13 protein-coding genes are annotated in these 13,853 nt (G+C 45.5%); 3 read left to right on the top strand and 10 right to left on the bottom strand.

Annotated features, from left to right (window positions below; genetic code table 11):
- Positions 1–10 precede the first annotated feature (10 nt).
- The 3 genes from ACYQZ0_RS05330 to ACYQZ0_RS05320 are packed head-to-tail and all read right to left on the bottom strand — an operon-like array spanning position 11 to position 5,723.
- Positions 11–337, bottom strand: coding sequence for a DUF190 domain-containing protein (locus ACYQZ0_RS05330; RefSeq protein ID WP_459775566.1), 327 nt, complete (start codon positions 335–337; stop codon positions 11–13).
- A complete protein-coding gene (locus tag ACYQZ0_RS05325) occupies positions 324–3,347 on the bottom strand; it encodes a DUF2309 domain-containing protein (RefSeq protein ID WP_459775565.1) in 3,024 nt (1,007 codons plus the stop codon). The genes ACYQZ0_RS05330 and ACYQZ0_RS05325 overlap by 14 nt, the downstream gene beginning before the upstream one ends.
- 3 nt (positions 3,348–3,350) lie before the next feature.
- The gene (locus tag ACYQZ0_RS05320) at positions 3,351–5,723 is read right to left on the bottom strand and encodes a proton-conducting transporter transmembrane domain-containing protein (protein ID WP_459775564.1); all 2,373 of its coding nucleotides are present in this window, start codon (positions 5,721–5,723) and stop codon (positions 3,351–3,353) included.
- A 103-nt stretch (positions 5,724–5,826) separates the two neighbouring features.
- Between ACYQZ0_RS05320 and ACYQZ0_RS05315 the strand changes: the two genes are divergently transcribed.
- Positions 5,827–6,411 carry an SPOR domain-containing protein gene (locus ACYQZ0_RS05315; protein ID WP_459775563.1) on the top strand — a complete coding sequence of 195 codons (585 nt, stop codon included), beginning with the start codon at positions 5,827–5,829 and terminating at the stop codon, positions 6,409–6,411.
- Positions 6,412–6,417: 6 nt separating this feature from the next.
- On the top strand, positions 6,418–7,461 hold the full coding sequence (locus ACYQZ0_RS05310) for an SPOR domain-containing protein (RefSeq protein WP_459775562.1): 1,044 nt from the start codon (positions 6,418–6,420) through the stop codon (positions 7,459–7,461).
- On the opposite strand, the gene folD is transcribed toward ACYQZ0_RS05310, so the two are convergent.
- A complete protein-coding gene (folD, locus tag ACYQZ0_RS05305) occupies positions 7,434–8,309 on the bottom strand; it encodes a bifunctional methylenetetrahydrofolate dehydrogenase/methenyltetrahydrofolate cyclohydrolase FolD (RefSeq protein WP_459775561.1) in 876 nt (291 codons plus the stop codon). The two genes, ACYQZ0_RS05310 and folD, sit on opposite strands and share 28 nt — an antisense overlap.
- Complete coding sequence (locus ACYQZ0_RS05300) at positions 8,293–9,261, bottom strand: glycosyltransferase family 2 protein (RefSeq protein WP_459775560.1); 969 nt, start codon at positions 9,259–9,261, stop codon at positions 8,293–8,295. Before ACYQZ0_RS05300 ends, folD begins: the two co-directional genes overlap by 17 nt.
- A gap of 26 nt (positions 9,262–9,287) precedes the next feature.
- Here ACYQZ0_RS05300 and ACYQZ0_RS05295 point away from each other — a divergent pair, with 26 nt between their 5' ends.
- Complete coding sequence (locus ACYQZ0_RS05295; protein ID WP_459775559.1) at positions 9,288–9,695, top strand: type II toxin-antitoxin system VapC family toxin; 408 nt, start codon at positions 9,288–9,290, stop codon at positions 9,693–9,695.
- Here the strand turns inward: ACYQZ0_RS05295 and hisB are convergent.
- From hisB to ACYQZ0_RS05270, 5 genes are read right to left on the bottom strand one after another with little or no spacing between them, the layout of a single operon-like run.
- Positions 9,688–10,266 carry an imidazoleglycerol-phosphate dehydratase HisB gene (hisB, locus tag ACYQZ0_RS05290; RefSeq protein WP_459775558.1) on the bottom strand — a complete coding sequence of 193 codons (579 nt, stop codon included), beginning with the start codon at positions 10,264–10,266 and terminating at the stop codon, positions 9,688–9,690. The two genes, ACYQZ0_RS05295 and hisB, sit on opposite strands and share 8 nt — an antisense overlap.
- Positions 10,263–11,555, bottom strand: a complete 1,293-nt coding sequence (locus ACYQZ0_RS05285) for a PDC sensor domain-containing protein (RefSeq protein WP_459775557.1) — start codon at positions 11,553–11,555, stop codon at positions 10,263–10,265. The genes hisB and ACYQZ0_RS05285 overlap by 4 nt, the downstream gene beginning before the upstream one ends.
- Positions 11,539–11,859 carry a YraN family protein gene (locus ACYQZ0_RS05280; protein ID WP_459775556.1) on the bottom strand — a complete coding sequence of 107 codons (321 nt, stop codon included), beginning with the start codon at positions 11,857–11,859 and terminating at the stop codon, positions 11,539–11,541. The genes ACYQZ0_RS05285 and ACYQZ0_RS05280 overlap by 17 nt, the downstream gene beginning before the upstream one ends.
- Positions 11,860–11,889: 30 nt before the next feature.
- Positions 11,890–12,612 carry a cytochrome c1 gene (locus tag ACYQZ0_RS05275; protein WP_459775555.1) on the bottom strand — a complete coding sequence of 241 codons (723 nt, stop codon included), beginning with the start codon at positions 12,610–12,612 and terminating at the stop codon, positions 11,890–11,892.
- A complete protein-coding gene (locus ACYQZ0_RS05270) occupies positions 12,612–13,841 on the bottom strand; it encodes a cytochrome b (protein ID WP_459775554.1) in 1,230 nt (409 codons plus the stop codon). The genes ACYQZ0_RS05275 and ACYQZ0_RS05270 overlap by 1 nt, the downstream gene beginning before the upstream one ends.
- Between the last annotated feature and the right edge of the window lie 12 nt (positions 13,842–13,853).

The raw sequence follows: 13,853 nt of genomic DNA, 5'->3' as shown, positions 1-13,853 counted from the left end.
TTTTACCACCTTACTTCTTGAACTTCTCAAGCCTGCTCACCTTCACATCGGAAACAAAGACAACACCCGAGTGCTTGTTGAAGAAGGGAGTAAGTCCCTCAAGAACCGCCTCAACCTGTTCCTCGGGCATCACCGATATAACCATAACGAGAACGTCCTCCTCGTTAAAGAGAAGATGTCCCTCGTGAAAGCCGTGGCTTCCCTTTCCCGAAAGGTTATGAATTATCGTATAGCCCTTAACTCCCGCTTTCTCAAGGAGGTCTATAACAAAGTCAAGGTCCTCACCCCTTACTATCACCTCAAGCTTTTTCATATCGTAAAGATTAAGCTTCTTCATCTTTTACCTCCTTCCATTCCTTTTCATACCTGAAAAATTTACCCTTCTCGGGGTCGTATATAATGAAGTTTACCCACCCGTTCTTAATAAGCTCCCTTACCGCGTAAACTCTGTTTATAACGCTTGTAGCAAACTCAAAGGGAGCCTCAAGAAGGACTATAAGCCTTATGGGTATGTGGTGTGGTTCCTCGCCCTTCAGAACCGTCTGGGAGGGGAGGCCAGTCCTCAGGTCGCTGAAGTTTCCGCTCACGACGCCGAACCTTCCCGCGACGTTGTGGTAAACCTTGCTACCGCTTCCGTAAACCTCGTTATCGGTCGTTGAGAAGTAGTGTTCCATGTTTATCCACTGCCCGACTATCATGGGTCCCGAGAGTATGGTCTCAAGGAGAAAGCCCTTCCTGTCTATCCTGTAGTCGTAGGAGTGCAAGAAAACCTTTCCCTCAAGGTTTAAATGCTTTGTTAGATACCTTCCCCCTATCACAAAGGCATAATTTCCCGAGAGTCCCCACTCGGGTCTTACCTGAGACCAGTCGTAAGCGTTCTCTGCAACCTTGTAAGCCTTCCTTACCTCCTCTTCCCTGTTTTCCTCAAAGAGCTCGTCATATCTCTCAAGGGCTGTAAGAACGGTAGCCCTGTGGAGGTCCCCCTCTATCTCCTTGAGCCTTTGCCTTACCTCTTCGGGGAGTTTATCGGTCTCGTAGAGAACAACCTCGTCTGTGGTCGTATTGTGGAGTGCGGGAATGAAGTAGGTGTTTTCGGGTATATCAACGTTGAAACGTTCCCTCATCAGCTTCCTTACCTCGGGATTGTTTGCCATTCTACAGAAAACTATTGCGTTGTAAAGCCCGGAGGCACCACCGCAGGCTCCGCAGTCAAGAGCGGACTCGTAGGGGTTGTTATCCGACTTGCTCCCGTGCCCGATAATGAAAATGAAAGGGGCGAACTCCTTCAGGCCTATAACCTGGAGGGCTTTTGATATAAGGGCTGCCTGCTCTTCCACGGAAAAGCCGAGCATGCTCAGCCTTTCGTAGAGTATATTCCTGTATCCCCTGTCAACTCTGTAAACCTTCTTTAGCTTCTCAAGAAGCTCCTTTATCCTTTCATCGTCAAATCCCAGTTTCTCAAGCTCCTTCTTCTCTTCCCCCTCTTCCATACAGAGCTTATATACCTCCTCAAGGAGTCCGTCCCAGATGAGGCTTTCCCTTACGCCGAACTCGTGCTTTAAAACCTTCTTTATCGTTATCTTGTAAACCTCCTTAACGATGCGTTCTATCTCTTTTCTGGGGAGCTTGTTTATTATGTAATCAACCTCCTCGTGGGTCTCAAGGAACCTTTCTCTTAGCTTTGAGTAGGAGTAGGGCATGAAGGTTTTTCCTATGAAGTCAAATCCGAAAAGAAAGCCTATCGCCTCAACGGTTATGTAGGGGGTGAGGACGTTCTGCTTGAGGTCGTGGAGAATCTCCTCAACCGCGTGTAAAAAGCTTTCCGAGACCTCTTCCACTTTTTTGGGAACTTCAAGGACTACGTTCTTGGGTCTTATGAGAACGGGGCAGAGGAACTCCTCATGTCCCTTGTGGAGCTCTACGAATGCCATGGGAACGCCGAAAAATCCCGCTATGCCGTAAGTCTCGTAGTTTCCAACCTTCTCAAGGTTTCTCCTGTATCTCTCGGAACGAACGTCTATACAGAATAGTGCCTGAGCTTTGGGCTTTTCTTCTTCCCTCCTCGCCCTCTTGACACCTCTTATGAGCTTCCTTATTGCGGTTTCCTCAAGGGCTTTCAGCCAGATAAATCCCTCATTCTCCTTAAACTCCTCGTAAAAATCAACGAGCTTGTGAAGTTCCTCGTCGGAAAGCTTCTTTACCTTCTCTCCGAGCCACTCCTCAAGGAATAGGGCAAAGTTCTGAGCCTGAGAAAGGGACTTGTAGTTAAGATATGCCTTCAGTATTTTCTCAGGATGCTCAAAATACTCGGGAAGATATGAGACATACTCCCCGAAAGCCCTCCTTGAGTGATACTCATACATGAGGTAAGCCTTGAAGGGTTCTCTCTCAAAGAACTCCTTTAGACCTTCGTAGGTGAGCCTTGAGGAGTATTTCTTTGACCTGTGGGCAAGAAGTCCCCTCTCAAGGGTGAGCCTTACCGCTACGAACTCAACTATGTCGGTGGGATAAACTCTCTGGAAGTAATAATGCTTATTGTGATACCTCCATCTTATGTATCCCGCAAATCCCTTAAGCTTTGCTATCTCAAGGGTTAAGAATCCTTCCCATCTTTCCTCGGGAATGCCCAGATACTTAAGCGTGTCGTCTATAACCTCTTCGGGCTCTTCAAACTTCTCAACGAGCTCAAAGAGCTCCCTTCCTCCCTTCACGAAGTATCTCAGGTTTTTACGGGAAAGCTCCCTCCAGGCCTTGAAAAATCCCTGCCTTCTGTTTGGCATCTCAACAACGGACTGCCCTTCGTCAAGGAAGTCAAGAACAGCCTTTATGAGGAGTTCGTTAACCTCTTCGTTTAATTTCTCCCCGAAAACTGCGTCAACTACGTCAAGGAGCGTATTAGTCTCCCCCACGCTCTCAAGGAGTTTCTTTAAAACCTCTTCGGGATTTTCCTCAAACCTCTCCTTTATCTTCCAGACTATTTGGGAGTTCGCCTCTCTCGTCAGGTAAGCGTTCTTATGGGGTCTTAGGTTTGGGGAGCTCATCAGCTTAAAGATTTCCTCCGCGTTTACGGGAACGTCCTTTGAGCTGAGGTATTCCTCTATTTTCCTTTTTAGAATTTCCCTATCTATGTAGCCCTTCTCCATTAACCTTACGTAATCCTTCCTGCTCAGGAATGGTCTTCCCTTGAATATCTTTTCTCCGAGCTTTACCGCTTCCTCAAAGGGAAGGTGCTCAAGCTCATGAAGAGGATTGTGGTGAACGAAGTTCCTCATAGGCCAGAAGAAGGATATGGGTTCCGCGGAAACGTTCACGAGAGACCTTATGTATAGCTTTCTTCCGAGTTCCATTGCTCAACCTCCGTAAGAAAGGATAAGTCCGAGGATAAAAACAAAACTCCAGAGGAGAACACCTAAGCGGAAAACCTTCTCGTTAACGTCAACGTATAGGAAGTCTGATGGTCTAAAGAAAAGATTCTTACCAAGATTCCAGAGCAGGGCAACGCTGAGGAGAATCCACGATAAGAGAAGGAAAACGGACATTTCTGTATAGATATATGCTCCCTCGTATAGGGCTCGGAAGGTGAGAAGGGGAGGCATTCCGTAGGAGTAAGTAATGAGAAGTATCGTGAGGAGTGCGAGCCTCGGACTTTCCTTCATGAGTCCCGTCGTGAAGCCGAACTCCGTCGTTCCGTAATACCTCTTCAGGTAATCCCTCAGGAATACAAAGAGAAGGGGGGAGGCCATAAGGGCTGGAACGTATATGTAATCCCCCTCAAGTATCCAGACAAGGGAAAGGAGGGCTCCGTAAAGCTCCGCGGTCAGGTCGGTCAAGTTCCTTGAGGAGAGAAGCCTCAGACTGAAAAAGAGGAAGGTTATGAGTCCCGCAACCTTAACCTCCGATGGAACGGTGTAGGTATCAATCACGAGAATGCCCAGAAGTGGAAGGAGGGCATACCAGAAGTAGTCTTTATCTTTAAGGAACTGAACGGTTATATAACCGACGGGAAGGAGGGGAATCAGGAAGCCGGAAAGGAGGGTAAGGAGCGTCTCTTTAGTGCTCATCTCTGAAGCGATATAAAGGAGGAGAAGGAGAGAGAGAAGGATAACCGCGTAATTGTTCCTGAGCATGCGGGAGAGCTTTATAAAGAGCTCCTTAATAAACTCGTAGAAGTCTATGAAGTAAAGCTCCCTTGAGAGCTGAGTGTATAAAAAGAGATTAAGGGTTAAGAACTTTTCCTTGTTTGCGAAGTATATGAATATCCATCCCGCGATAATTATGAGAGCTATGAGAACCATCTCCCCGAACAGGAGAACGGGGTTTGAGAAGGACTTTTCGTAAATCCTCTCTATGAGTGTCTGATTAGGATAGAGGAAGTTGTTAAGGCTGTGTCCCATAACGACGTATATGAGGAGGAATATAAGAAGGGAGAGAACCGAAAGGAGGAAACTGAAGAGGGGTCTTTCCCTCCAGGCCCTGAAGGTGCTTACAACTGCCTGTGCAGCGGTAGCCCAGGCGAATATGAGAATGATTAACTGGGTCTCATACTTCAAAAAGTGCTTCTCAACAATCAGGTGAACGAGAACGACTATGAGAAGGGGGATTACCGCTGTGAAGAATATATAGGCTATTAGTGGAACTCTCTTTGCGACCTCTCTTCCCTTTGTTATGAAGGAGTAAACCTCGTCCTCTGGAATGTTTGGGTCCTTTCTCGCGTTGTGTATTACGTTCCCCGAGTAAAGGAATAGGGTTGCCTTGAATATTCCGTGAGCCATCATGTGGTATACCGCAAGCGCAAAGGCTCCGATACCGAACTCCATAACCATATATCCCATCTGCCCGACCGTTGAGTATCCGAGAGCCTTCTTCACATCGTTCTGAAGTAGCATAAGGGCGGAACCGAGTATGGCTGTAAGAGAGCCCACGAAGAAGGCAAGGTGAAGAGCAACGTTCTCGTGGGTGAAGGTGAAGGCGAGCCTGTTTACGAGGAAGGCTCCCGCGTTTACTATACCCGCGTGCATGAGTGCGGATACGGGCGTCGGTCCTTCCATGCTGTAAACGAGCCAGAGGTGAAAGGGAATCTGGGCAGACTTAATCATTGCGGAGATGACAACGAGAAGGGGAACGACCCATAGGGTAAAGCTGTAATCCTGATTTGAGAGTATAACCTTCTCAAGCTTGGGAATGCTCAGCGTTCCGTATTCCTTAAAGAGAAGAACAACAGCTATAAGAAGGGGAATGTCCGCAAGCCTGTGGGTGATGAAGGAGAGGTTAGCAAACTTGACCGCCTGAGGATTTGTGTAGTTGTGATTGAGCATGAAGGTGAGGAGAACACCCATTACGTGCCATGAGAGGAAAAGGAGAAGTAAGTTTCCCGCGGTAACGAGAAGTATGAGGTTTGCTGTCATAAGGTCAAGGAGAATGTAAAAGCGTCTGTATCCATCGTCATCCTTCATGTAGTTTTCCGCATACTTGTGAACAACTGAGCTAACAAGGAGTATATATGTGGCGAGAAGAAGGCCAAGCCTGTCGGGAAGAAACTCAAGAATCCCCAAAAGCTTAAAGCTTCCAAAGGAGCCCGTTATAAGGAGCAGTGCGGATATAAAGAAGTTCGTAAGCGTGAGGGAGATGCTGAGCCTCACAGCAGTCGTCTCACTTTTCTGCGTATATACGAGGAATGCGGAAATCAGCTGTATGAGAATCAAGAGAAGCACTCCATACTCCATTAGCCTACCTCCGAGATTGGGAGAGAGATTATACCAGTTTTGAGAAAGAAAAAACTATGAACTTAAATCAAAACTGCTAAAATCATTTACAAGGGAGGTAGTTATGGAAGAGAAGGAAAACAAAAGTAAGTTAATTCCCCAACGGAAACAAAGGCTTATATTTCTCGGAGCTGTACTCATAGGTCTTATTCTATTTTATTTCGGTATAGACACATGGCTCAAGCAACAAAGTGCCAAAAATCCGCCTCCACCCGTTGTTATAAAACCGGTAGCACCCATTAAGCCAGTAAGGGAAGAAAATAAAGAGGAGAAAACGGAAATCAAAAATCAGGAGCAACCTAAAAAGGTTGAAGAAATGGCTAAGGAAACCCCACAAGCTCAAAAAGCTCAAGAAAAATCTGAGAAAGCAAAAGAAGAAAATAGGGAAAAGGTTAAAACTCTTGCTAAGAAGGTTGAAACTCAGAAGAAGGTTAACTTGAAAACCTACAAGTTTCAAGTTGGTTCATTCAAATATAAGAAAAACGCTTACAGAATGAAGAAAATTGCGGAGAAAAAGGGATTTAAAGCTGAAGTTGTAAAACGCGGAGACTACTACAGAGTTTATGTATACGTAAATGCGGGGAACTTAAAAGAGGCTAAAAGGAAGGTATTGTCTCACTTCAAAGAAGCCCTATATGTTAGAAAATAAGAAGTTATGAAAAAGCTTTACCTTTTTCTCTTTCTCCTTCTTGTAGCCTGTTCAAAGCCCCAGGATAGGAACTTCTGGAAGGTTCATTACGACCTCGGGCTTGCCGCTTACCACGAGGCAAACTACTCGGAAGCTATAGCGAGGTTTAATAGGGCTTTAAAGCTGAATCCGAACGAACCCCGTATATGGAACCAGTTGGGGCTTACTTATATGGCGGTGGGGGAATACAAAAAAGCTGAAGAAAGCTTTATGAAGGCTTTAACGCTGGATCCGAGTTTTACGGAAGCTAAGATGAACCTGGGAATACTTTACGCAAAGGTAAAAAATTACAACAAAGCGATTAAGTTTTTAAAGGAAGCTGCGGAAGACGACTACTTTGAGAAAAGACACGAAGCTTATTACCACCTGGCACTTATTTACAAGAGACTAAACAGGAAAGATTTATACCTTAAATACCTCAAGAAGGCAGTAGCTTACAATCCCAACTTCTTCCCCGCTCAGTTTGAACTGGCGGAGGCATACGAGAACCAAGGGAAGTACAAAGAAGCCCTTGAGATATACAAATCCCTTCTCAGGAATGGATACGGAGATAACTACATTTTGTATAAGATTGCGGAATTGAATTACAAGCTCGGAAACTACAGAAAAGCAAAAGCTATAGTAAGGAAGCTCCTGGAAGAGGAAAAGCTTAATGAGGAGCAAAGAGAGGAAGTTAAAAAACTTCTAACAAAGATTCTGAAGGAGGAGCATAAAAAGGTTTTGGTTGAAAAGCTCAAAAAAATAAAGAGAAAAAGAAAAGAAGAGAGAAAAGAGGTTTTAAAAAGGGAAAGCTATTTTGCGGTTCAGGTTGGTGCTTTCTCAACGAAGAAAAGGGCGGAAAGTCTTGTAAATACACTTAAAAACAAGGGTCTGAAGGACATAAAAATTATTAATGTAAATGGGATATACAAGGTTGTTTACGGAAAATTTAGGAGCTCGGAAGAGGCGTTTAAGGCGAGGGAAGAGCTAAAGAAAATGGGTATTTACGGGTTCGTTGTAGAAATCAGGTGAGAGAACTTCTTTTTGTAGGCTTTTAAAGTATTTAATAGGAGGGCCGTTACGGTCATAGGTCCAACTCCCCCAGGAACGGGGGTTATAGCTGAAGCCTTTTCTTTTACATTTTCAAAGTCAACGTCCCCCACAATCTTTCCGTTCAGCCTGCTTATGCCCACGTCAACCACAACCGCACCCTCCTTCACCATATCAGCCTTTATGAGATGGGGAACTCCCGTCGCGGATATGAGAATGTCAGCCTCTTTCGTAAACTTCGTTATATCCTTCGTGTGAATGTGGCAAACGCTAACGGTTGCATTTCTCCAAAGAAGAAGGAGACTTAAAGGTCTCCCTACTATGAAGCCCGCCCCCACAACGGTAACGTCCTTTCCCTTTACCTCTATCCCGTAATGCCTTAGGAGTATATCTATGCCGAGGGGTGTGCAAGGAATAAAGCCGTCCTCTATCTGGGCTGCGAGCTTCCCCATATTTTCGGGGTGAAATCCGTCAACGTCCTTCTCGGGAGAGATGGAGAGGATTACCTTGGTCTGGTCTATGTGCTTAGGTAATGGGAGCTGGACGAGAATTCCGTCTACTTCTTCGTCCTGGTTCAGCTCGTATATGAGTCCAAGGAGCTTCTCTTCGGAAGTATCTTCGGGGAGGTGGTAAAAGAGGGACCTTATTCCCACCTTCTCGCACGCCTTCCTTTTATTGTTTACGTATATCTCGCTTGCCGGGTCGTTCCCCACGAGTATGACAGCGAGGGATGGATTTCTGAACCCCTTCTTTCTGAAGCTCTCAACCTCGTTTTTTATCTCTTCTCTAATCTTCTTGGAAAGGGATTTTCCATCAAGAATTACCGCCATCTTCCTTTACCTCACCGAAGTTTATCTTCTTCTCTATTATGTAAGGCTTCTCTCCCCTGCTCTCGTAATAAGTTCTCACAATAAGCTCCGCAATTATTCCCGTGGAGATTAATTGTATGCCAGAAAGTATGAGGAGAACGCTCAGGATAAGGAGGGGTCTTCCCCCTATATCCTGCCCGAAGAATATCTTCAGAACCGTGAGGTAGAGCCCGAAGATAAATCCGAGGAAGAAGAGTATAAATCCAACACCTCCGAAGACGTAAAGGGGCCGTGTTATATACTCGTTCAGGAACTTAACGAGGAATATATCAAGGATAACCCTTATGGTCCTGTCTATTCCGTATTTGGATTTTCCGTAAAGTCTCGGGTGGTGTTTTACGGGAATCTCGGTTATCTTTGCCCCGAAACGCTTTGCAAGTGCAGGAAGAAATCTGTGCATATCCCCGTATAGCCTGTATCTCTTCGCTATCTCTTTCCTGTAAGCCTTAAGGGTGCACCCGTAATCGTGAAGCTCCACCCCCGTCACCTTTGAGATAATCCAGTTGGCTATCATGGAGGGCAGCTTCCTTGAGAGGAAGGGGTCCTTTCTGTCTTTCCTCCATCCGCTTACTATGTCGTATCCCTCCCTTATCTTCTCAAGGAGCCTCGGTATGTCTTCGGGGTCGTTCTGGAGGTCCGCATCCATCGTTATGATGATGTCCCCCTCTGCGTGTTCAAAACCCGCATATATGGCCGCTGTCTGCCCGAAGTTTCTCCTGAACCTTATAACCTTCACCTTTTTATCCTTTTTTGCTATATCCTCAAGTATCTGGGGTGTTCTGTCCGTTGAGCCGTCGTCAACGAATATTATCTCGTAATCCTCTCCGAGATTATCGAGAACCTTTTTCAGCTTCTCGTAAAGTATGGGTATGTTTTCCTCCTCGTTGTATGCGGGAATTACGACCGAAATCATGAGAGAAATATTTTAACATTAATTTAATGAAGCTCATTGACACCGTTATACTCCTTGATTTCCTTTCGGGAGAGGAGGAAAAGGTTCAAAGAATTGAGGCCTTCCTTGAGGAGCTCTCTGAGAAAGGGGAAAAGCTCTTCATACCTGAAGAGGTAATAATAGAGCTCGTTTACTTCCTTGAATACGGCTACAGGTGGGAGAGAGAGGATATAGCAAACGTAGTTAAAACCATACTTGAGGACGAGACTTACAACGTTGAGATAAAGCCCTTTATAAGAGAAGCCCTGAAGCTCTATGAGGAGGGAAAGGGGAGCTTTCTTGATTGTTTAAAAACCGTAAAGGCGAAAAAGGCGGGCGTGAAGGAGGTAATCACCTTCAACAGAAGGTTTAAGAAGCTCGGAATGAAGATACTGAACCCCTACGAGCTCAAATAACGCCCTTTGTTGATGGAACGCCTTCCCCTTCAAGCTTTACAGCTTCCTTAAGTGTTATCGCAAAGGACTTAAAGCATGCTTCCGCTATGTGGTGCAGAATCTTCCCGTCAATAACCTTTATGTGGAGGGTGCTCCTGCTCTCAAGGGCAAAGCCTTTAAAGAACTCCCATATGAGCTCGAAATCAAACTCCGTTATCTTTCCCCTCAGTCCCTTGTCCTCGTAAAAGAAGAGAGGTCTTCCCGATATGTCTATGGAAGAGAGAACGAGCGCCTCGTCCATGGGGATTATTGAGTATCCGTATCTCCTTATGCCCTTCTTGTCCCCGAGAGCCTTCAGGAATGCTTGGCCGAGAACTATACCGCAGTCCTCAACGGTGTGGTGGTGGGACACGTGAACGTCTCCCTCCGCTTCAACCTCAAGGTCAAACTTCCCGTGTCTCGCAAAGGACTCAAGCATATGGGTTAAGAATCCTACGGGCGTTCTTACGTTGTAATTTCCTCTTCCGTCAAGGTTTATGTAAATTTTTATTTTCGTCTCCTTTGTTTCCCTAAAGACTTCCGCTTCCCTCATCTCACACCTACCTTCTCAAGATTGGCACTCTCCTTTATTAGCTTGTGAATTTCCTTAAAGTTTATGTCTCCCGCAAGGACGTAAACCTTCCCGTCGTATTCAAACTTCTTTGATACCGTAATACAGAAGTCATCCGTCGCCTTAGAGAGGTATATATCCGATATATACTCTCCTTTTTCAATGGCTTCTTTAAAGTATGCCCTTTCGCTCCTGTCCGCCCCCTTCTTCCCTTGGGCTACGAAGTAATTAACCCTCGGGTTCACGACGTTGTTAGAAACCTGGAGACCGCTTGAGCTTATAAGGTAAAAGAGCTCAAAATATGGGTATCTCTTGAACATATCGTAGAGAACGAACTCCCACACGTCCTTCGGTGAGGAGATAAGCTCGTCAACTATCTTCCTGAAATCTTCAAGAATCTTTTCCTTTATATCCTTCAGGAGCTTTTTCTTCCTCGGGTCGTAGAGTATGAGCTTTGGCTGAACGCCTTGAATCATAAAGATATAGCCCGATATCTTTTTAACCCTTTCCCTTGCCTCCTTTAGCTTTTTGAAAAAGGTATCCTGGTCCTCAACGTATTTCAGGCTTATGGAAAGTCCGTAAAGGGAAGCCTCTGGGTAATCCCCGAAGAGAACCGAATACTCCTTAAAGAACTCCTCGTAAAGGGCTTTTATCTTCTCCTTCTCGGGAGGCTCGTCCGTGAGAACCCAGACCTCGCTCGTTTCCGCAATCTCTTCTATCTCACCCCTGAATGTTTCCTGTATATCTTCCTTGAGGATTTTTATCAATCCCGTGCATTTCTCGCTCCCGAACTTCTCTCTGAAACCCTTCAGGTTCTTAATACCGAAAACGTAAAGGTATTGTTCCTTCCCGAAGGACTCCCTTACGTGCTGTATTAACGGAATCACGTATTCCTTATACTTGGTTATGTAATGAAGAAGAACGTCATAGGTGAGAACGCCTATGTAGTTTCCCTTTTTATCAACGACTATCATGGGCTCCTTTATTATGGGAAGAAGCTCAACTATGCCTATCAATCCTTCCCTCTCAAGGCTGAAGTCCCTAATCTTTATAACGACCTTGCTTAACTCCCCTGCGGATAGGTTCTTCTGGGTTATATTTTCCACGTCCCTTTTGAAGACTATTCCTATCGGTTTTCCTTCCTTCAGAACGGTGAGGTATTCGTAAATCTTGAGTTCCGAAAATACCTGCTTTAGCTCTTTTATTGAGAGGTCGTAAGAAACGGTTGGTATGCTGATACAAATCTCACCGAGCTCAAAACTCTTCTTCATAACACCACTCCAAATTTTTATAATGGTAAATTTTCCCCTTATAGACAACTATAAATTCTAAGGAAAAATCTTCATTGTAATGAAAGAGGAAGGTTTTTAAAAGTCTTTTTACCTTTTCCTTTGTGAGCTTTTCTGCAGGAAAGTATGTATTCCCGCCTTTGACCTCAATTATCACCTTTCTTCCGTCCTTTTGGGCAAGAATGTCTATCTCCCCGTAAGGGCTTCTTAGGTTTCTCTCAAGGATTTTATATCCCCTCTCGGATAAATACTCCACCGCAAGTTCTTCAAAAACCTTTCCCTTCATAAAGGAAAGTTAAGAAGGAGAGGGAAGGGATTAATGGTATCCGAGTCTCTTGAGGAGGTTTTCCCTGTATTTCCAGAGAAGGGCTCCCATAACTATGAAGTAGGCTATGACGAGTATTCCCATGATTGTTCTCTTTGCTTGTTCCTTGGGGGGAGGTGTGTTTACGGACTTGAGATATGCAACTATCTTAGCAACCTTTTCCTTTGCCTGCTTGTCGTATTGGGGGTTAAAGAGCTGGGGCATCGTGGTTCCCGGAAGAACCTTCTGGGGATTCAGGATGAACTGGTAAAGGTATCCCTCTCCCCTTGCGAGGTAAATCGTTGAGAGGTCGGGGGGAATCTGTCCGAGAGAAGCCTTTAGATTTTGAAGGTCATCGTATGCGAAGGACTCGTAAACGTCCTTGGGAACGAAGAACCTGTCCTTGTAAAGCTTTCCGTGCCTGTATATGGGTCTTCCCGCGGACTTCTCAACGTTCTTCCATTTGGGATTCATCTGAACGCTCATAAGGTATATGCCGTCGTATCTGAGGGAGTGGCAGGAAGAGCAGTTTGTTACGAAGAGCTCCCTTCCCTCTTCCGCTATCGTTTTCCCGTGAATCGTTTTCTTCCAGGGGTTATCAACTATCTTCTGAACTTCCTTATCAACCTCGTAGTGTTCAACGTGCTTGAAGGGGTTGTAAAACCAGAGGATAAAGAAGAAGACGAGGACGGAACCGCCTATGATGACGTTCTTTATAATTCCCCAGGTGTTCATTACTGCTCACCTCCCTTGGCTTTATACCAACCGTATTCTATGAACGAGATTACGGGCAGGGACAGGAAGAATCCGAATACGAGCACAGCAAAGAACAGACCTAGCTTAGCGTTCGTGGGTGTAGGGGGCATTGTTCCGAGTATTGTTAATGCCATGGATGAGAACATGAATATCAGGAAGGCTATGAAGAAGAGGGGTCTTCTCCTTGCACTCTTCAGGGGAGACCAGTCAAGGAAGGGAAGTATAAGCAGGAATATGAGAAGCAGGTTGAAGGCTACGAATCCCCAGAACTTTGAGGGTATGGACCTGAAAACTTCGTAGTATCCGAGGAGATACCACTCGGGTGCTATGTGGGGAGGAGTCCTGAGGGGATTTGCGGGTTCAAAGTTGTCCGCGGGGAGGAAGTGGCTTATGTGGAAGAATACGAAGAAGAAGAAGATTGCGAGATACCACATTACGTAAGCACCTTCCTTGAGCGTCATGTAGGGGTGGAAGGGAACGAACTTGTCTGGATTCTTCTTCTTGTCATACTCAATTCCCTCGGGGTTAGAAATTCCAGCAGCCCTTACAAGGTAGAGGTGTGTTCCGACAAGTGCAAGGAGTATTAAGGGATATATGAGAACGTGTGAACCGAAAACTCTTCCGAGCGTCACGTCCGTGACAACGTATCCTCCCTTCATCCATAGAACTATCGTTTCAGCTATGGCCTTGAAAAGTCCCTTTAGTATGGGAGCATCTCCGAGGGAGCCGGGTATCTCGGTCGTAACTATGAATCCCCAGTAAGAGAGCTGTCCCCAGGGAAGGAGGTATCCCGAAAGTGCGGTAAGTATTAGAACGAAGTAAATGAGCCATCCAACTATCCAGACAAGCTCACGGGGCTTTTTGTAGGCGTTGTAATAAATTCCCGTGAACATGTGGAGGTAAACGATTGCCATGAAGAAGTTAGCTCCCGTTGCGTGTATGTGTCTGAAGAGCCATCCGAAGGGTATTTCCCCCATTATGGTGTAGGTCGCACTGTCAAAGGCGTCCGCTATGGAGGGTTTGTAGTAAAGGAGCAGAACCATTCCCGAAATTATCTGTATGGCAAAGGTGACGAGTGCGAGTATGCCGAAAACGTAAGGGAAGGTGAGGTTCTTGGGAACTTTGTATTCAACCATCTGGGTTCTGTAAATCTCCCTTACGTGGGCCCTTTCATCAATCCAGTCAATTACCTTCTCTATCAAGCCCATTTCCCACCTCCT

Source organism: Aquifex pyrophilus (genome assembly GCF_054656935.1).
The sequence above is the reverse complement of the archived record's forward strand: the minus strand, read 5'-3'. Positions and strand labels throughout refer to the sequence as shown.